This window comes from Microbacterium sp. NPDC057407 (assembly GCF_042803895.1).
GTDB lineage: Bacteria > Actinomycetota > Actinomycetes > Actinomycetales > Microbacteriaceae > Microbacterium.
Genome location: NZ_JBHVCA010000001.1, coordinates 157,315 through 175,528, shown reverse-complemented (window position 1 = coordinate 175,528; position 18,214 = coordinate 157,315). Strand labels below are relative to the sequence as shown.

13 protein-coding genes are annotated in these 18,214 nt (G+C 70.6%); 6 read left to right on the top strand and 7 right to left on the bottom strand.

Going from position 1 to position 18,214, the window contains the following annotated elements; all coding sequences use genetic code 11:
• Positions 1-29 precede the first annotated feature (29 nt).
• Together ACFUTX_RS00925 and ACFUTX_RS00920 are read left to right on the top strand one after the other, a co-directional pair.
• Positions 30-1,175, top strand: coding sequence for an ROK family protein (locus ACFUTX_RS00925; protein WP_378860325.1), 1,146 nt, complete (start codon positions 30-32; stop codon positions 1,173-1,175).
• Positions 1,176-1,177: 2 nt separating this feature from the next.
• Positions 1,178-2,296, top strand: a complete 1,119-nt coding sequence (locus ACFUTX_RS00920; protein ID WP_378860324.1) for a glycerate kinase — start codon at positions 1,178-1,180, stop codon at positions 2,294-2,296.
• 150 nt (positions 2,297-2,446) lie between these two features.
• Here ACFUTX_RS00920 and speB read toward each other — a convergent pair whose 3' ends face one another.
• Together speB and ACFUTX_RS00910 are read right to left on the bottom strand one after the other, a co-directional pair.
• Positions 2,447-3,718, bottom strand: a complete 1,272-nt coding sequence (gene speB, locus ACFUTX_RS00915) for an agmatinase (protein WP_378860323.1) — start codon at positions 3,716-3,718, stop codon at positions 2,447-2,449.
• Positions 3,719-3,720: 2 nt separating this feature from the next.
• Complete coding sequence (locus ACFUTX_RS00910) at positions 3,721-4,659, bottom strand: energy-coupling factor ABC transporter permease (protein ID WP_378860322.1); 939 nt, start codon at positions 4,657-4,659, stop codon at positions 3,721-3,723.
• A gap of 391 nt (positions 4,660-5,050) precedes the next feature.
• Here ACFUTX_RS00910 and ACFUTX_RS00905 point away from each other — a divergent pair, with 391 nt between their 5' ends.
• Together ACFUTX_RS00905 and ACFUTX_RS00900 are read left to right on the top strand one after the other, a co-directional pair.
• Positions 5,051-5,413: a hypothetical protein gene (locus ACFUTX_RS00905; protein WP_378860321.1), complete on the top strand. Its 363-nt coding sequence runs from the start codon at positions 5,051-5,053 to the stop codon at positions 5,411-5,413.
• Positions 5,414-5,501: 88 nt separating this feature from the next.
• A complete protein-coding gene (locus ACFUTX_RS00900; RefSeq protein WP_378860320.1) occupies positions 5,502-6,305 on the top strand; it encodes an alpha/beta fold hydrolase in 804 nt (267 codons plus the stop codon).
• On the opposite strand, the gene ACFUTX_RS00895 is transcribed toward ACFUTX_RS00900, so the two are convergent.
• Positions 6,277-6,939 carry a GntR family transcriptional regulator gene (locus ACFUTX_RS00895; RefSeq protein WP_378860319.1) on the bottom strand — a complete coding sequence of 221 codons (663 nt, stop codon included), beginning with the start codon at positions 6,937-6,939 and terminating at the stop codon, positions 6,277-6,279. The two genes, ACFUTX_RS00900 and ACFUTX_RS00895, sit on opposite strands and share 29 nt — an antisense overlap.
• Before the next feature lie 243 nt (positions 6,940-7,182).
• On the opposite strand from ACFUTX_RS00895, the gene ACFUTX_RS00890 reads away from it, so the two are divergent.
• On the top strand, positions 7,183-8,919 hold the full coding sequence (locus ACFUTX_RS00890; protein WP_378860318.1) for an Ig-like domain-containing protein: 1,737 nt from the start codon (positions 7,183-7,185) through the stop codon (positions 8,917-8,919).
• A 279-nt stretch (positions 8,920-9,198) separates the two neighbouring features.
• Here ACFUTX_RS00890 and ACFUTX_RS00885 read toward each other — a convergent pair whose 3' ends face one another.
• On the bottom strand, positions 9,199-12,102 hold the full coding sequence (locus ACFUTX_RS00885) for a hypothetical protein (protein ID WP_378860317.1): 2,904 nt from the start codon (positions 12,100-12,102) through the stop codon (positions 9,199-9,201).
• Positions 12,103-12,331: 229 nt separating this feature from the next.
• On the bottom strand, positions 12,332-13,195 hold the full coding sequence (locus tag ACFUTX_RS00880) for a glycosyltransferase family 2 protein (RefSeq protein ID WP_378860316.1): 864 nt from the start codon (positions 13,193-13,195) through the stop codon (positions 12,332-12,334).
• Between the two features lie 100 nt (positions 13,196-13,295).
• Between ACFUTX_RS00880 and ACFUTX_RS00875 the strand changes: the two genes are divergently transcribed.
• Entirely contained in the window at positions 13,296-15,902 is a 2,607-nt protein-coding gene (locus ACFUTX_RS00875; protein WP_378860315.1) for a LuxR C-terminal-related transcriptional regulator, read from the top strand.
• Positions 15,903-15,927: 25 nt separating this feature from the next.
• Here ACFUTX_RS00875 and ACFUTX_RS00870 read toward each other — a convergent pair whose 3' ends face one another.
• Positions 15,928-17,112, bottom strand: a complete 1,185-nt coding sequence (locus ACFUTX_RS00870; protein ID WP_378860314.1) for a glycosyltransferase — start codon at positions 17,110-17,112, stop codon at positions 15,928-15,930.
• Positions 17,109-18,041: an LCP family protein gene (locus ACFUTX_RS00865; protein ID WP_378860313.1), complete on the bottom strand. Its 933-nt coding sequence runs from the start codon at positions 18,039-18,041 to the stop codon at positions 17,109-17,111. Before ACFUTX_RS00865 ends, ACFUTX_RS00870 begins: the two co-directional genes overlap by 4 nt.
• Positions 18,042-18,214 lie beyond the last annotated feature (173 nt).

The window sequence follows — 18,214 nt, the reverse complement described above, 5'->3', positions numbered from 1 at the left end:
ACCATTACGCTCGCGAGAGGAGGTTGACGATGCCCGGTCCCGGCGGTGTTCTCGAGCTGATCCGAGCGCGCGGCGCGCTGACCCGCGGTGACGTGCTCGATCTCACGGGCCTCTCCCGCATGACGGTCTCCACGCGCATCGACGCACTGCTCGAGCCGGGTCTCATCATCGAGCGGGGCACCGAACGCGTGACCGGCGGCCGGCCGTCGCGGCGGCTCGAGTTCAACACCTCCCATGCGACGGTGGTCGCGGCATCCGTCGACACCACCCACACCACGGTCGCTCTCACCGACCTCGCCGGACGAGTCCTGGCCGAGGAGCGCATCGACGTGGCCGTGGCCGACGGGCCCGACCAGACCCTCAATGCCATCGCCGATCGCACGCGGGCGCTTCTCGACGCGACCCCGTCGGTGCAGCCGGTCGCGGCGATCGGCATCAGCGTTCCCGGGCCGGTCGACCCCGACACCGGCAGGCCGAGCCAGCCGCCCATCATGCCCGGGTGGGACGCCTACCCCATCCCCGAGCACCTGGGCGAAGCGCTGGGCGTCCCGGTGCTCGTGGCGAACGACGCCGACGCGGCGGCGCTCGGCGAGCAGCGCTCGGCGCATCCCGGCTCACGGTCGCTGTGCTTCCTCAAGGTCTCGTCCGGGATCGGCACCGGGATCGTCATCGGCGGCCAGGTCTATCGCGGCACCGACGGCGGCGCGGGCGACATCGGCCACGTGAAGATCGCGGGTCACGAAGACGCGCTCTGCCAGTGCGGGGCGTACGGATGCCTCGCCGCCGTCGCCTCCGGGCGTGCGGTGGCCGCCGCTCTCACCGCTCTCGGCAAGCCGGCGGCTTCGGGTTCAGACGTCGGCGCCTACCTCGCGGCCGGTGACACCGACGCGGCGCGCCTCACTCAGCAGGCCGGCCGGGTGATCGGAGAGGTCGTCGCGACCGTCGTCTCGCTGCTCAACCCGGGCGAGGTGGTCCTCGGCGGCATGCTCGCGTCCGCGCCGCTGCTGACCGGCGTCCGCGAGACCCTGTACCCGCGTTCCCTCCCTCGGGCGACGCGGCACCTGACCGTGAGTCTGTCGACCCTCGAGCACCGGGCGGCGACCGTGGGCCTCGCCGCACTCGTCGTCGACCGCGAGTACTCGGCTGCGGCCGTCGACGCCGCGTTGAGCTGGTAGCCGTGGCATCCGTCGTCCTGGCGCCCGACTCGTTCAAGGGCTCGATCCCGGCCGCCGCCGCGGCGGCAGCGCTCCGTGACGGCTGGCGCTCGGTCAGCCCGGCGACGCCGCTGGCCCTCCGCCCGATGGCCGACGGCGGCGAGGGCACCCTCGACGCGTTCGCCACGGCGGTGCCCGGGGCGTTGCGCATGCCGGTCACCGTCACCGGCCCGGACGGCACCGCCGTCGAGGCATCCTGGCTCCTCCTCCCCGCGTCTGCCGACGCACCGGGCGGCACGGGGGTCGTCGAGCTCGCCTCGACGTCGGGCATCGAGCTTCTCGGGTCGCCGCCGGCGCTGCGGCCGCTCGACGCGAGCACGCGCGGGTTCGGGCAGGCGATCGCGGCCGCCCTCGCGCACGGCGTTTCGCGTCTTGTGCTCGGCATCGGCAGCAGCGCGTCGACCGACGGCGGCACCGCGATGCTGACGGCGTTGGGGGCGCGATTCGCGGATGCCGCAGGCCGCCCCATCGCCGAGGGGGGCCGCGGTCTCGCCGCCGTCGCCACGGCCGATCTCTCGGCGCTCCCGGCGCTCCCGCCGGGCGGTGTGCAGGTGCTGACCGACGTGACCCACCCTCTCCTCGGCCCCCGGGGCGCGGCCGCGGTGTTCGCCCCGCAGAAGGGAGCGAGCGCGGCCGAGGTCGCGCTGCTCGAGGAGGGACTCGCCCGCTGGGCGGGGTTGACCGACGTCGACCCGACGACGCCCGGAGCCGGCGCGGCGGGCGGGACGGGATTCGCGCTCCTCGCGTGGGGGGCCGACCTGATGCCCGGCGCCGACGCGGTCGCCGAGCTGATCGGGTTGCGCGAGGCGGTGGCCGAGGCATCCGTCGTCGTCACCGGCGAGGGCTCGTTCGACGGTCAGTCCGCGAGCGGCAAAGCGCCCGACGCGGTGCGGGCGCTGGCTGCGACCGCAGACGTGCCGGTCGCTCTCGTAGCGGGCCGCATCGGGGCGGATGCCTCCACCACGGGCTTCGCGCACGCCCTCTCGCTCACCGAGCTGGCCGGGTCCGCCGACGCCGCGATGGCCGACCCCGCCCGCTGGCTCGCCGCCGCCGGCGCCGCGCTGGCGAGGCTCTACGCCTGACAAGCGCGTCGCGTCGCGCCGTTCCTTCCCATCCGCCGCCCCGGCCGACATGGCGTGCGGTCAGAAGCGAGCCGGGCGCGGCCCTTTCCGGCAAGCGCTGCGTCGCGCGACGTAGCGCTTGCCGGAAACTGGCGCGCTCGCGCGGCAGGGTCAGTCGCGAGATTCGGCGTCGTCGATGCCGGCCGCGCGATTGCGCTCGACTTCGGCCCGTTCGCGCTCCTCCCTGCTGAGCCGCGTGCCGAGGTGCCCGTTCGCGACGAGGGTCGCGAGCGAGTCCATGATGATGCGGGCGCCCAGCTGCGACGTGACGTCCGCCACGTCGTACGGCGGCGCGATCTCCACGAGGTCGATGCCGACGAGACCCTCGCGGGCGACCCTGCGCACGGCCTTGAGCGCCTCTCGCGGCGACATCCCACCCGGCTCCGGGGTGCCGGTGCCCGGCGCGTATCCGGGATCGACCACATCGATGTCGAACGAGAGGTAGACCGCGTCGACGTCTTTCCACGCGATCTCGAGCGCGATGTCCATCGCCCGGTCGATGCCCAGTTCCTCGACGTCGAACATGGTGATCACCGTGGTGTCGCGCTCCTCCGCCACGTGCACGCCGGAGTGGTTGCCGATCCACCCGCCGATGCCGATCTGCACGAGGTTCGTCGGCGGCACGTTGGGCAGATTCGTGGCATGCGACCAGTGGGTGGTGTGCATCCGCTCGTCCATCGTGGTCTCGGCGGTGTCGATGTGCCGGTCGAAGTGGATGATGCCGAGCCGGCCGTCGATGTTCTTCGCCAGCGCCTTCGCGTCGGGGAAGCCGATGCAGTGGTCGCCGCCGATGATCACGGGGAACGCCCCCGACTGGAGGATGTGCGAGACGCCGAGGTCGATCTGGTCGAAGGTCTTCTCGATGTTCGCCGGGATGACGAAGATGTCGCCGGCGTCGCCGATGGTGATCTCCTCAAGCAGGTCCATCCCGAGATCGGGGCTGTACTGGTCGTACAGCGCCGAGATCCGCCGCACCGCCTGCGGGCCGAACCGAGCGCCGCTGCGGTACGTCGTGCCCATGTCGAACGGGGCGCCGACGACGGCGACGTCGTACCGTCCGATCTCACGGATGTTCTCCACATAGGGCGATTTCAAGAAGGTGTTGATGCCCGCGAACATGGGGTCGAGTCCCCGCGAGAAGAGCGAGATGTTGCGGTCGTTGATCGACTTCGCCGACTCCAGACCGAGGTCGAGCGACCGTTCGACCTGCTCTTTGCGCTTCGTCTCCGGGGTCTCCTTCAGGCGCCTCCGGGCCCGCATGCCCGACAGACGGGCGCGTTCCTCCTCGACGGAGAGATCATCCGGATGCTGGTGCTCGCCGTCCGCTCCCGGGTGCCAGTGCGGCCGCTTGCCGTGGTGGTGGCCGTGGTGGTGGTGTCCCATGATCAGGCCCTCCTCGAGCTCAGCGTCGATCCGGCCGACAGCCGCAGAACCGCGGCGCTCACGGCGAGGCAGAGCCCGATGCCCACGATCCCCGCGAGCGTCACGGGTACGCCGAGCACGCTGCCGTAGTCGGCGAGGGGCGCCCATCCGGCGCCGACCCCGGATCCGAAACCGAACCGCAAGCCCACCGACTCCAGCCCGTCCGGCGCGGAGGAACCGACGAGGGCCACCACAGTAAGAACGAGCCCGGCGCCGATCAGCCCGCGCGCGACCGCGGGTCGGGCCGCGGGCCGCGTGGCGGTGGCGCGTCCGGCCCACAGCGACTCGGGGGCGAACGTGGCGACGAGCACCACGACGAGGGCGGTGATCGCCGCTTCGCCGATGCCGATCAGCGCGTGCACGCCGGTCATGGCGACGAGGAGGCCCCCCGCCGACACCGTGGCCGCGCCCCCGAGAAGGTAAAGGCCGGTGAAGACCGCGGCGGCCACCGGCACGCTCAACCCCGCGGCGACGCCGCTCGCGACCGTCACCCGTCTCCGTCCTCCCCGAAGGGCTCCGGATGCCGCCACCACCGCTGCGCTGGCGACCACCGGTACGACGGCCATCAGCAGGACGTTCACTCCGAGTGCCGTCACGCCGCCGTCGCCGAAGACGAGCGCTTGCACGACGAGGACCGTGCTCGTCGATAGGAGCGCGAGCCACGGGCCGAGGAGCACCACGGCCAGGGCCGCTCCGATCAGGTGGCCCGACGTTCCCGGCGTGACGGGATAGTTGATCATCTGCGCCGCGAAGACGAAGGCGGTCACCCCGGCGGTCATCAGCAGCTTGTCGCGGTCGAGGTCGCGACGGCTCCGCCAGACGGCGCAGCCGACAGCCCCGAGCGAGATCACCGCCGCTCCGAGTGCGGTTCCGTCGGTGAGGACGTGGTCTGGCACATGCATGCGGGTTCTCCCTGCTCTGTCATGCGCTCGGCGCCTCGCCATCGAGCGCCTTGTATCCGACATCTTTCGCGCGAGCTCACCTGTGCAACGGCGAGGGTCGGTGAGTGGTCTCGCGTTAAGTGCTGACATTTCACCCAGATGGTTGCGCTGTCAAGAGGGGTCGGGCGCGTGCGCGGGGGGGCCTGTCGACAAGGTGCGAGTTTCGCTAGTCTGACGAACGATCGGCAGCTCCGCTCCGGCGAGGGTGCTGGTCCGGGCCTCCTCGCCATCGGCCCCAGATTCGTGCGAGGCACCCGGGCTGCTCCTTTCCGGGGAGCAGGTCCGGTCGGGTCGCCTCGCCGTCGGCCCCCCACCGGCGCGAGGTGACCCCTCGCAACGGAGGGAGCACGAGATGAGCCCGATCAGCGGCGGAGCAAGCGGACCGGCCGGGCAGGTGGCGCTCGGATTGCGCTTCGAGTTCTACGACGAGGACTGCCATCTGATCGCAGCGCTCGTGCGCGAGGATGTGAAGGGCGCCGCCGTGCCGCGGCCCGGCGAGCAGATCGGCGCCGGATCCCTGAGCCCCCTTGTGCACGACCTTGTCGGGGCGTCGCCGATCGTGGATCACCTCGATCATTACCTTCGTGTCCCCCGGTCGCGCGACTGGGCACCGCTGACCGTTGTCGTCGCCCACGTGCGCGAGATCACCGTCGACCAGCTGAACGACGTGGAGGATGCCCTCGACGCCGAAGGCTGGAGCCTTCTCCGGGCCTGACCGATCGGCCGGTCCGCGGTCGCTGTCGCGGTCGCTGCCCCGTGATGGAGGGCTGAGGGTGTCGGAGGGGCGTGGTTACGTGACTCCCATGAAGCAGACCAGATCGGCAGACGGCACGGTGATCGCGTATGACGAGGTCGGCGAAGGCCCCGCGATCGTGATCGTGGGCGGGGCTTTCTCGGTCGCGGCCGACGGCGCAGCGCTCGCGAGCGCTCTCGTCGATCGCGGGTTCCGAGCGATCACGGTCGACCGACGCGGACGCGGCTCGAGTGGTGACAGGCCGGGGTCCACGCCACCCGATGAGGCGAACGATCTCGCCGCCGTCGTCGACGCGGTGGGCGGCGACGCGGCCGTCCTGGGGCACTCATCGGGCGCGGTTCTCGCTCTTTACGGCGCGGCACGCGGGGTGCCGGTGCGTGAGCTCTTCCTGTCCGAGCCCCCGTTCCGGTTCGGTGAGGATGAGCCCGCGGCCGACCTGGCGGCCCGGCTCCAGGCGCTCGTCGACGCCGGCCGTCATGACGAGGCGGTCGTCACCTTCCAGCTCGAGGGCGTCGGCCTGTCCCCTGAGATGGTCGAGGGCATCCGCCACAGCGAGCAGTTCGCCGCGCTGCTCCCGCTGGCCCAGTCCACCGTCTATGACGCCACGCTGACAGCGGAGGTGTCGACTCCGCCGCAGGAGATGCTGTCGGTGCCGCAGCCCGTCACGATCCTCCGGGGCGAGCAGACCTTTCCGGTGCTCATCGCCGCCGCAGACCGGCTCGCCGAAGCCATGCCGGCCGCCGAACTCGTCATCGTCCCCGAGTCCGTGATGCACCGGCCCGATCCTGAGGCGACGGCGAGAGTGATCGCAGAACGGTCCGAGCTCAGACCACCGTCGGCATCTGGAAGATGATGTCGGCCGCAGCCCGCGTGCCGTCGCGGTCGCGCTTGCGCAGCGCCGCGGCGAAGTCCTTGATGGCAGCCTTGAGCTCAGCTCGGTCGACGACGTCGAGCAGGTGAGCGACCTTCACCCGATAGGCCAGACCATCGACGGTCTCTTTGAGGAGCTTCACGAGAGCAGGGTTCTCCGAGAACTCCCCGAGCCGATCGAATGCCGCGACCAGCGCGAGGCGGAACGGCTCGGAGTCCTCGCCCTTCAGCTCCTGCGCGGCGGTGTCGAAGTCCTTGGCGACGTCGGCCGCCTGCGTCTTCGACATGCGGGCCACTGCGATGTCGGTCACGCCGCTGTACAGCACCCCCAGCGTGTTGAGGGAAGCGAGAGCCTCCTCGTCGGACGCGCGAAGTGCGACGCGCGTATAGCGGTTCGGCTCCATCTCGATCAGTCCGACGCGGGCGAGTTCATTGAGGGCCTCACGGATCGGGGTGCGAGAGACCCCGAGCCACCGCTGCAGCTCGTCGTCGTTGAGCAACTCCCCCGCCTTGAGTGTGCCGTCGAGGATCGCGTCACGGATCTTCTCGCGGGCGACATCGCGGAGCAGCAGCCGCTTGGGCTGCACGACAGGCTGCTGGTTGACCGGAATCGGCATCCGAACCCTCCTTCTGGCTTCTGAATATTACCATTTCGGACTCGCGGCCTCTTCACGCCTCGCCACGCCGGTGAACCCCTGACCTCATGAGGGGAATGGCGTCGGTGCTCCATCTTCCATTCTGAAATGTTAGTATTGTCCGTCGCGCTCCGGAACTGGCGTTCGCCCGAACGAACGAGGTTTCGCGGCGCCACCGCCTCGTCGACCCGGCGGGGCGCTACCCGAAAGGAACGAAGCATCACCATGAAGGCGAAACGCCATCACATTTTCATCGGGACGGGCCTGGTCGCCGCACTCAGCTGCGGCCTTGCTCCCCTCCCGGCCGTCGCCGCTCCCACCTCCACCGCAGCGATCGGCGCCGCGACCGACGCCGATGCCGCGCCCGAGTCGGGCGAGAACGTCGTCTCTCGCGTGGAGACCAGCCCGACGTCGATCTCGGTCGCGGAGGTCGAGTCGGCAGACTGGAGCCTCGCGACTCAGAAGGTGATCCCGACCCTCGACCCGGGAACGACGGGTGGGGCAGTGATCTCGCTGAAGAACGATTCGACCACGGCCCAGACCGTCACCTTCGGGGTCGTCGCCGACGCGCCCTCCGGCACCGTTTTCGAATGGGAGTTCATCACCGCTCGCATCACCGGGGTCTCCTCGAACGACTGGTACGGCACCATGTCCACCGACCAGCGCACGCTGACGGTCGCTCCGCGGATCGTGACGATCCCCGCGGGCTCCTCGATCGAACTGCGCCTGCAGCTCCGTTCGATTGCGGGCAACGAGCGCACGGGAACCATCTCGGATGGCCGCATCGAGTTCACCAAGGTGAACAACCTCCCCGCGGGCCTGTCGCACTCGATCTCGTACAACGCCCGTCACGCGAGCCCGGTCGTGGCGCCGGTGACGCTGTCTGCGCCGGTGCTCGGGGCGACCGTCACCGAGACCCGTCGGCCGGTCTTCTCCGGCACGGCGAACCCCGGTGCGACGGTGAACGTCACGGACGACTCGGGCCAGCTCGTCGCCTCCACCACCGCGCAGCCCGACGGCAGCTGGTCGGTTGCCGCCGGCTCCGACCTTCCGAACGGCTCGCACGCCGGCACGGTCTCCCAGTCGGCCGACGGCTCCACCGCTCGGTACCAGTTCTCGGTGAACGTCGCGCCCGCGCCGCAGCCGGCGATCTCGCCGATCACCCTCACCGCCCCGGCTCTCGGCGCCCAGCTCGACCCGGGCAAGCCGGTGTTCTCGGGTAAGGGACACCCGGGCGCGACCGTCGTGGTCAAGGGCCGGTTCGGGACTGCGCTCGGCACCGCGACCGTGGACGCGGACGGCAACTGGTCGGTCGCGTCGACCGTTTCGCTCGGCGCGGGGTCGTACTCCGGCACGGCGGTGCAGACATTCGACGGCGCCACGACCAGTGCCGCCTTCGGGTTCACCGTGCACAAGCCCGCGCCGACGATCGTTCCGGTGACTCTCACGAGCCCGGCAGTCGGCGCCGAGATCGACCCGGGCAAGCCGGTCTTCGGCGGCAAGGGCGAGCCCGGTGCGACCGTCACCGTGCAGGGAACCTTCGGAACGCTGCTCGGCAGCGGAGTCGTGAAGGCCGATGGCACCTGGTCCATCGAGTCGACCGTGTCGCTGGTGGCCGGCTCCTACTCCGGCACCGTGAGGCAGAACGTGGACGGCAAGGTCAGCAGCGCTCCGTTCCGGTTCACGGCCGTCAAGAACACCGACGTCGCGCTGACCAGCCCGGCGCTGGACTCGGTCGTGCAGGCCGGGAAGCCGACCTTCGCGGGCACCGGTAAGCCCGGGGCGACGATCACGGTGAAGGGGCAGTTCGGCACCCCGCTCGGCAGCGCGGTTGTCGAAGCTGATGGCACCTGGTCGATCCAGTCGATCGTGTCTCTGGTTGCCGGCTCGTACGCAGGCACCGCGACGCAGGACGACGAGGGCAAGGTCACGACCGCGCCGTTCCGCTTCCGCGCCGAGTAAGTCGGCATCTTCCCGGCGAGGGCCCTCGAGCTTATGCTCGGGGGCCCTTTCGGTTGCCTCGCGCGCCGTCCCGGCTCAGCCTCGCGTGCGATTCGAAGGTTCCGGATCTCCGGATGCCGCGGCGTACGGCTGCCGCGGCAACCTCGGTCGTCATGCGTGGAGCAACTCCGGTGCCCACGGCCGCTTCTCAGGGCTCCGCGCGGACAATGCGAGAGGGGCTGGGGAAGTTCTCCCCAGCCCCTCAAGCAGGCAGGTGCCGTCATCGACGCCGCTCGCTCGTCAGCGACGCGGCCTCAGCCTCCGGCAGAGCACCAGGAGGGCGCCGCCGAGCAGCAACCCGGCGCCGACCCCCAGCACGGGAACCCAGCCGTCGGCTCCCGTGCGCGCGAGTCCCGCCTGAGTGGCAGCGGATTCGCTCTCCCGGTTCTGCCGATCAGCATCCGGCTTCGGACCCACGTCCGTGTTCGGCGCCGGCTCGGGCTCGGGGTCCGGCCGCGGCTGCGGCTGCGGCTCGGGCTGCGGCTCGGGCTGCGGCTCCGGCTGCGGCTGCGGCTCGGGCTGCGGCTCCGGCTGCGGCTCCGGCTCCGGCTCCGGGTCGAGGAACACCCGCTTCGCCCCGACCCTCGGCGTCTCGAGCGGCGCGAGCGGGATCAGTTCCGCTCCCCGCACGTCGAGGCTCGCCGCAGCAGCGGCGGTGTTGTACGTCACCGCCGAGGGAACCTCCGGAGCGGCGAAGCTCAGCGTCAGGAGCAGAGTGTCTCCGATCGCAGCCGGCTCGTTCTTGGTGAGGCGGATCGCTGTCGCGAGGCTGAGATCGTCGACCTGGGGCGACCAGTCGTCGACACATCCGACTTCACGCTCGGGAGTGCGGATCTCCGGTCGGCACGGATTCGCTGCCACCGAATACTCGAGAGTCCAGCCTTCGGGCGCCTGGGGCGCCTCGCGCAGGGTCAGGGCCAGCGAGGACCCCCGGGGCGCGCCGGCCGTCGTCCGGTCGTCGTCAGCCCGCGGGAACACGTCGTAGATCACCGCGTCATCGACTGCAAGCGCTCCCGGGTTCGACCAGGCGAGCAGGAAGTCGACCGCGCCGTCCTCCCCGATGTCGGAGACGGTCTCGGGCGCGTTGACCCACTGGGGTGAGAGCTGCGTGCGCACCGACTTGTTCAGCGCGATGCCGGGGTCGTCTCCGAGCACCAGCATCGTCCCCTGCAGGTGGCAGAGCGACGTCTCGACGCCCTCGGTCGACCCGATGATGCCCGAAGTGTCGCGGATGAGGGAGTTCGTCACCTCCGGCTGTCCGTTCATCAAGAGGCACTGGTCGAACGTCGTGTCACGGAAGCCCACGAACATGTCGAAGGTGTGCAGCCCCGGTGCCGGCGGATTCAGTCTGTCGACCACGATGTTGAAGGGCGGACCACCGTCGCCGGTCACGTTCCCGTAGGTGCCCGGCAACACGTATCGCGTCTGCCCGCTGCCGTTCCAGTCGTCGGTGACGCTGAGCCGCGACGTGTTGCGCTCGGCGATCTTGAAGCCTTCCGGCAGGATCACCGCTGCCGCACCCGCGTCGGCGCGAAGCCCCGGGCTCGAGAAGAACTGGGGCCACCAGCCGACGTAAGACCAGTTGTACCCTGCTCCCTCGGACTCCGGATCGAGGTCCGCCATCCGGCGGAACGTCAGGTCGACCGAGGACGGCGGGGTCTTCTGCCATCCGACGGCGGCGCCGATCGTCTCATACGTGTCGAGCTGAGCCGCGAGATCCAGGAACCCGCCGCTCGCGGCGCCCGGGATCGAGAACCCCGCGACGTTCGTGAAATCGTCGGCGGACGCGAAGGGAGCGGGGGTACCGGTCAGGCTGAACACCAGGGTGCCCGAGCCCGCGGCCATGGAACCGCTCGAATCGAGGCGGCTCAGCTGCTTGCCGGCCGGAATCTCGAAGGCATCGCCGCTCTTCCGGGCGACGAACTCTTCGGACGTTCCGTCGGAGTAGTGGAGGGTCGCGGTGCGCGGGAACGCCACGGATCCGTTCTGAGCATCCACCTTCACCGACGTGACGAGGAAAGCGGGCTGCTCGCAGAGCGAGTCGCTCGATCGCGCCAGTGAGACCCACGCGTCGCCTTCCTTCGTGCAGGGAAGCGGGTCACGCACCAGATAGTCGAAGGCGGTCGGCTGCCCGATCACCTTCAGGAGGTACGAGGAGGGCGACTGCGCCGAGATGTGACCCACAGCGGACGGAGAGGTGTCGCCGAGGTTGCCCACGGCCTCCTTGCGGAAGACGTCGTGCGGAGCCGGAGCCGCACTCGCGACCGCGTCGACCGGGTTGGAGGTCGCGGACGCCTCCTCGCCGACCAGGGAGACGAAGTCCGCGGTCGCGGAGTTGCGGAACGCCTGGTCGACCGGTGCATCATCGCGAAGGGCGGCTCTCACGGTCACGGTCAGGGGAATGCGCGTCTGGTCGACATTCCATTCGACCCGCTGACCGTCGACGACGCAGTCGTCGCTGCACGACACGAACTCGAGCTCGGAGGGAAGCACGTCGGTCAGCGTCGCCATGTGGTCGGGACTGAGTCCGACGGCGCCGATCGGGCCTCCGGTGACGTCGCCCAGCGTGAGGCGGTACTCGACTTCGGTGCCGCGGAGGACTCGGGCTCCTGCGGGGAGCCCCACGAGGGCCTTGCTGACGGCGGGATGGAAGGAGGCCTCTGCCGTCATCTCGACCGCCGGGGCACTCGCGCCGGCCGCTGTCGAGCTGCGCGCGTCGAGCCCGGCGGTCCAGGCGGTTCCCCCCGCCGTGGTTCGCGCCGGGGGCACCACGCGCAGGGTCACGTTGGCCTGCTCCCCGGGTTCGAGCGAACCGAGCGTCACGATCAAGGAAGATCCGGTGTCGGTCCACTTCACGTCGGGGCGGGAGACGCCGTTGACCGCTGCGGAGACCGATTTGCTCCACGCGGCGATGGGCGAGGTCGCCGGATACTGCGGGGTCGTGGTGCTGTACGGGATCTCCAGAGTCACATCGTCGCAACCCTCGCCGGAGAGCGACTGGCAGGAAAGTGAGGCGAGGTACGAGAACTGCTCGCCCGACTTCTGCAGCGTCGGGCTGAGCGGGTTCCACGTGAGCTGGAGGGACGCCCCGGCCTCGTCGGCGACCGCCGCGTTCACCGGAGAGAACGCGAGCAGACAAGCCATGAGGGCGGCGCTCACCGCGGAGAGGACGCGTGAACGTCTCCTCCTGAAGCTGGGATGGGTCACGGTGCGTTTCCGATCTTGTGTTGCTGAGGAAGGGGGATTCGCGCGGCTCGTCACGGCCGCGGGCGCCTCATCATCGCAAGTCGGTCGACGTGGAATTTCGGAAGAAACGACGTCTCCGTACCTCCCAGCCCGCTCAGCTCAGGAAATGCAGTAGCGACTTTTCGGCCTACGTAGTTCGAGCCATCGCCCGGGCGGCGCGAAGATGACCGGAGAGCCGGCCTGCCCGCGCGGCGAACTGCAGGCGGCGGCTCAGCGACACGGGTGCGCCGAGCATCGCGGCACACGTCCCCGCCGCTTCGCGGGCCAGATCCACCGCCGTCCATCGTGCGCCGTGCGGCCGGTGACGCGCCAGGAGGCGCGCATCGTTGCGGGCGTCATTGCGTGCCTGGGCGAACAGGGACCGGGCATCCGGCCGACGACGGTACGACACCAGCGCCGACGGAGCCATCCGCAACTCGTGGCCGAGGTACTGCGCACGCCAGCACAGGTCGGCGTCCTCGCTCGCGGAGAGGTGCTCGTCGAAGCCTTCGAGCATCTCCAGCACGTCCCGCCTGATCCCCAGATTGCAGCTGCCGGCGAAAGGGAGATGGTGGAACTTCGACGGCAGCGCGTGGGCGCTGATCGCACCCCACGAGGAGAGGGAGGGCGGGTTCAGCCGCTCGTGATCGAGTCGCCCGCCGACCACCGGAGCCTCCTCCAGTGCCGAAGTCATCTCGACCACCCACCGGTCGTCGACGACGTCGTCGGCATCGCAGAAGAGCACGAACGTCCCCGCCGCATGCCTCCAGCCGACGTTGCGAGCATGGCCGGGTCCGGGGCGGTCGGAGGAGTCCACCACCCGCACCCGCACGTGCTCAGGCCAGTCGACCCTCCGGGCCACCGCCTCGACGGATGCCTGCGACGCGCCGTTCGCGCTCAGCACGAGATCGAAACCCTGCGCGGGATCCTGACGGGCCAGCGCCCGCAGCTGGTCGGGAAGGTCTGCGGACCGCGGGCCTACCGGCACCACGACGCTCACATGATTGTCCATTTTGCACTCCTCGCCCAAGGATACCAACATTTCAGAATCTCGAAACGTCGGGTTCGATATGCTGACGCGTCAGCGCGGACCCGCGCGGATCGGACGAAGCATGTCGCAGGAACAACGCCAACCGAGCAGCGCCGGAGCGCGCCTGACCGTGCCCTACCAGCGGGAGTCGGTCACCGCCGCAACCCGTCATGTCGGGACGAGGACGAACGTCGAGATCGCCGGCGGCCGATGCAGCGGCAAGACGACGATCCTCGCCGGGGTCGAGACCGCCTTGAGGTCGACCGGATGCCGCATCCTGCACGTCCGCGGCGTCCGAGGACTGCGGGATCATCCCCTCGCCGCCCTCGCGCTCGCCGTCTCCGCCTCGATTCGCGATGCGCCGCCGGGCAGAGCGGTTCCTCGCATCGCGGCCACCGTCGGAGGGATCTCGGGCATCCTCCGCCCGTTTCTCGGCCGCGCGCCGTCGGCTGTGCTCATCGACGACGCGGAGCACCTCGACTCCGCGAGCGCCGGCGCGCTGGCGTCGCTCGGTGCCGAGCTCGGCGTGCCGATCGTCGCGACCCGAGTTCCCTGGCGAGTCCCCGGCGACAACCCCGCCCAGGACCTCGCTGCCTCGGGGATGCGACTCGACATCCCATCGCTGCATCCCCACGATCTCGACGTCCTGCTGCCCGCCGTGCTCGGAGCACCCGTGGAACCGTCGCTCGCGCGGCGCATCCACACTCTGTCGGGCGGAGCGATCGGGCTCGCTCTCGCCGCCGTCACCGCCGCCGCCCGTGATGGCCTCCTGCACCTGCGAGCGGGGGCATGGGCAGCCACCTCGGATCTGTGGACGCCGTCGTTGTCGGCGCGGGCGGCGCATTACCTCGGCTCGCTCACCCGCGCCGAACGGGGAGCCCTCGAGTTCATCGCCGTCGCGAGTCCCTGCCGGCTCGAGACCGCCACCGCATCCATCCCGTCGACGGTCCTGGACTCGCTGGCGTCCCAGCAGCTTCTCGATTCGGTCGCCGTCGGGGACGACACCTACATCGTCGTGACACCGTCGTTGATCGCGGAGCACGTGCGCCACGAGGCGACGGAACTGCGGTCTCACCTCCTGCTGTCGTCTTTCGGCCAGCGGCCCGCCACGGAGGTCGTCTCACGGACGACGGACGACCCGGTCGCCGGATTCGACGACGGATTCTTCCAGCTCGTGCAGGAGCGGTCGCGGAGCCGTCGGCGCGCCGCGCGCGCCGCCTGGGCGAAGCATCCGTCTCCCGCAGCGGCCATCGACTACCTGCGGACTCTCGAGGCCGACGCCGCCGGCGCGAGCCTGGCGCGTGAGGTCTTCGAGCGCACGAGCGAGGACGGCCACCGCGAGGAGGATGTCGCGCTGCAGATCACTCGCGTCCGCTGGTCGGCTCTCGCCGCCGGCGACCCATCCGCGGTCGACTCGCTGCCGCCTCCCGCACCGGGCATGACCGACGACGCGGCCGAGATGCTGGCCGCCGCCCGAAGGCTGCTGGAGGCCACCTTCGACCGGGTTCCTCCGGCCGTCGCCGTACGACCGCTCGGCGCCCTGCCGAGCCCCGCTCGCGAAACCGTCGCCGAGGCGGAGCTCTTCGCCCTCGTCAGCAGCGCGCGCTTCGCGGAGGCGCAGTCCTCGTTCCTCGACGCGGTCGCCGACCCCCGCACCGGGCATCCGCTGGATCCCAAAGCGCGCGCGATCCACGCGCTGGCGCTGCTGGGCATCGGCGACGCCCGCGGTGCCCGCCAGTGGGTCGACGCGCAGCTGTCCCAGGCGGCCGAGGCGCTCGAAGCCGACGGCGTCCGCCTCTTCGCGCTGGTGCGGATGCTCCTCCACCTCCTCGACGGCGATCTCGACGGCGCGGCACGCTGCGCGGTCACGATCGACGGCGTCGGCGCGCCCACTCCCGTTCTCCGCGGACAGCGACAGGCGTTCCTCACGCTGAGCGGGGTCCTCGCCGCCCGCCGCGGTGAGGTCGAGCGCGCCCGCTGGTACGCCGATCGACTCGCTGAGTTCGCGACGCCCGACGGCGCCCTCCCCGCCCAATCGCCGGCGCTCCTCACGGCGCAGCTGGCCGCCTCGGACGGCGACTCGCGCACGGCCGCCGACACGATGTGGGATGCCGCGGACCGCCTCTGGGACCGCTCAGCCCGCTTCTCGGCGGCCCTGGGCATGCTCAGCGCCATCGAGGCCGCCCCCGACGAACGGCGGCTCGAGATCGCGACGCAGCGCATCCAACCCCTGGGGAGCCGGCTGCTCGATGCACAGCTCGCCTATGCGACGGGCGTCGTCCACGACGACCCCGAAGCCCTGGCCTCCGCCGCCCCCGCCCTCCTGAACACGGGTCGGCGCTCGCTCGCCCTCGATGCGCTGCGTCGGGCCAGCCGGCTCTTCCGGGCGCAGGGCGATGCCCTCTCGGCGGGGCGTGCCCGCGAGCTCCTCGATGACGTCGTCGTCTCGTTCGGCGACGGGACCCCCGACACCGTGCGTTTCAACGCGGCCCGGCTGAGTCTCACGGCGCGCGAACTCGACGTCGCACGGCTGGCGGCGCGGGGTCTGGGCAACGCCGAGATCGCGACGCGAACCGAGATCAGCGTGCGGACCGTCGAGAGCCACCTGTACCGTGCCCTGCGGAAGCTGGGGCTGCGGAGTCGTCGCGAACTGCGCGACTATCTCGCCGCCGACATCGCTCGAGACTGAAGGTCGCCGTTGTGCGGCGCTGCTCCTAGAGGAAGTCCTCGGTGCGAGCGACGACGGTCGCGGCGTCGTAGCGAGAGGCGACGTCGCGCGCCTTCTCTCCCATCCGAGCGCGCGCCGATCGATCACGCGCGAGGTGCAGCATCGCGTCCGCGAGCGCATCGACGTCTCCCCGCTCGTAGACGAGCCCGTTCACTCCGTGGTCGACGATCTCGCGCGGCCCGCCATCGTCGGGCACGATGGCGGGGGTTCCCACCGCGAGCGCTTCCGCGATCACCTGGCCGAAGCCCTCGGGCTCGATGGCGGAGTGGACGAGAACGTCCGCGTCGGCGAGGATCGCGGCCGGGTTCGGCTGATGCCCCCGGATGCGCACCGAGTCGGCGACGCCGAGCGCTCTGGCGAGGGGATGCAGCGCCTCGGCGTATTCTTCGTCGCGGTTGAACATCGGCGCACCGACGATGAGCAATTCGCTCTCGCAGCCGAGTTCGGCCCGGACCTTCGCGTACGCCCGGATGGCGAGGGTCTGACCCTTGCCCGGGCAGATGCGGCCCGCCACGACGAATCGCAGCACGTCGCGCTCCCGGCGATCCGGAATGTCCTGAGGCAGATCCAGGGGAGGCGGGATCACCGCGGTCGGCCGACGCCTCGCGAACCGGCCGAGCGAGGCCAGACCCGCCTGCGAGTTCGCGATCACGGCGCGCGGCAGCAGGGCGGCGCCGGCACGCGCGGCGACCACCGCCGACCCCCGCATCGACCGCCGATTCACGATCGTGTGGGAGTGGAGCACCACCGGAAGGCCGGCCAGGCGCCCGGCGAGGCCGCCGTAGAGGTGAGCCTTGGCGGAGTGGGTGTAGACCACGTCCACCCCGAGGTCGCGGAGCGTCGTGGCGAGGCGCCGCGCGTAGCGGAAGGAGGCGATGGCCCTGCAGAGGATGCCGCCGCGTGCGACACCGGACGACCGCGCCCCGCTGTGCTCGCCGACCACGTCGGGAAGCGGGAGACGCATCACCGCGACATCCTGCGAGACGAGAGCCTCCTCGACCGGGCCGCTCTCTCCCACGATGACGACGGGGCGGAATCGTCGCAGGTGAGGTGCGATCCGCGTGAGCATCAACTCCGCTCCGGACAGGCGAGCGCTATGGGTGAGGAGGGCGACGACCGGGCGGTCGTCGTCGGCCCACCCTCGGGGGGTCACCAGCAGCTGCTTCCTCATGACCCGGCGAGCTCTCTCTCGAGGGTGTCCACCGCGTCGTCGGCGAACGCCCGCCGGACGTCGCCCAGGCGCGCCTCATCGACGAGAACCACCGACTGACCGGCGATCATGCCGGTGCCCTCCGCCGGCAGGGTGAACAGTCGCACGTCCTCCGGGTCGACGCGGTGCAGGCTGAACGCGAGCCGCATCATGGTCTGCGGGTCGAAGCCGGGATCGACAGACAGGTTGCTGGTCACCGCCTCGATGAACCCGAACGCCGCACCCGGGTTCGAGACCGTCTCGAGGCTGATGGCGCGCGATGCCAGAGCGTGCATGAAGGCCTGCTGATTGCGAACGCGCTGGAAGTCGCCGTCCGCGAACGGGTACCGGGCACGGACGAAATAGAGGGCCTTCTCGCCGTCGAGGTGATTCGGCCCCGCGTCGAAGCGGTGCTTCTCGTTGGTGAACGCCTTCTCGACCTGCACCTCGATCCCCCCGAGCGCGTCGGTCATCTCGGCGAACCCGTCGAATCCGACGAGGGCGACGTGGTCGATCCGGGTCTGGAGGAGGTTCTCGACCGTGGCCACCATCAGCGATGTGCCGCCCAGCGGCAGAGCGGCGTTGATCTTCTGATGGCCGTGGCCGGGCACGTCGACCCACGAGTCGCGCATGATCGACATGATCTGCACACCGGACCGGTCGGCCGGCAGATGGGCGACCATGATGGTGTCGGCTCGTTGGCTCTGCAGCAGCCCCTGGCCCGTCTGCGCGGCCTTCCCGCGTCCGTCAGTCCCGAGCAGAAGGATGTTCACCGCACCCTCCTCGGACGCCGGCGGTCGCGGGCCCGCTGGGAACGCGTCGCTCTCGGCGATCACGTTCACGTTGGCGTGGAACGTGCTGGTGAAGCTGTTCACGAGGAAGAAGGCGGCCCCCACCAGCGTGCCGATCATCGAGACGGCGATGCCTCCTGCCCATAGAGCGGTACGGGCCGCTCTGCCTCGCTTCCTTCGCGTTCGCGCCATGTCGTCGTCCTCCTGGTCATATATCGGCTTTCATGCTGACATATGAGTATGTGAGGGCCCGGTGAACCGGCTGAGTGAGAGCGGAGCCGGATGCCACGGAC

What these genes read in the sequence shown, in the direction of transcription:
- ACFUTX_RS00925 (WP_378860325.1), top strand. Translation starts at nt 30, where the DNA reads ATGCCCGGTCCCGGCGGTGTTCTCGAGCTGATCCGAGCGCGCGGCGCG.
- speB (WP_378860323.1), bottom strand. Translation starts at nt 3,718, where the DNA reads ATGGGACACCACCACCACGGCCACCACCACGGCAAGCGGCCGCACTGG.
- ACFUTX_RS00910 (WP_378860322.1), bottom strand. Translation starts at nt 4,659, where the DNA reads ATGCATGTGCCAGACCACGTCCTCACCGACGGAACCGCACTCGGAGCG.
- ACFUTX_RS00905 (WP_378860321.1), top strand. Translation starts at nt 5,051, where the DNA reads ATGAGCCCGATCAGCGGCGGAGCAAGCGGACCGGCCGGGCAGGTGGCG.
- ACFUTX_RS00900 (WP_378860320.1), top strand. Translation starts at nt 5,502, where the DNA reads ATGAAGCAGACCAGATCGGCAGACGGCACGGTGATCGCGTATGACGAG.
- ACFUTX_RS00895 (WP_378860319.1), bottom strand. Translation starts at nt 6,939, where the DNA reads ATGCCGATTCCGGTCAACCAGCAGCCTGTCGTGCAGCCCAAGCGGCTG.
- ACFUTX_RS00890 (WP_378860318.1), top strand. Translation starts at nt 7,183, where the DNA reads ATGAAGGCGAAACGCCATCACATTTTCATCGGGACGGGCCTGGTCGCC.
- ACFUTX_RS00885 (WP_378860317.1), bottom strand. Translation starts at nt 12,102, where the DNA reads ATGGCTTGTCTGCTCGCGTTCTCTCCGGTGAACGCGGCGGTCGCCGAC.
- ACFUTX_RS00880 (WP_378860316.1), bottom strand. Translation starts at nt 13,195, where the DNA reads ATGGACAATCATGTGAGCGTCGTGGTGCCGGTAGGCCCGCGGTCCGCA.
- ACFUTX_RS00875 (WP_378860315.1), top strand. Translation starts at nt 13,296, where the DNA reads ATGTCGCAGGAACAACGCCAACCGAGCAGCGCCGGAGCGCGCCTGACC.
- ACFUTX_RS00870 (WP_378860314.1), bottom strand. Translation starts at nt 17,112, where the DNA reads ATGAGGAAGCAGCTGCTGGTGACCCCCCGAGGGTGGGCCGACGACGAC.
- ACFUTX_RS00865 (WP_378860313.1), bottom strand. Translation starts at nt 18,041, where the DNA reads ATGATCGGCACGCTGGTGGGGGCCGCCTTCTTCCTCGTGAACAGCTTC.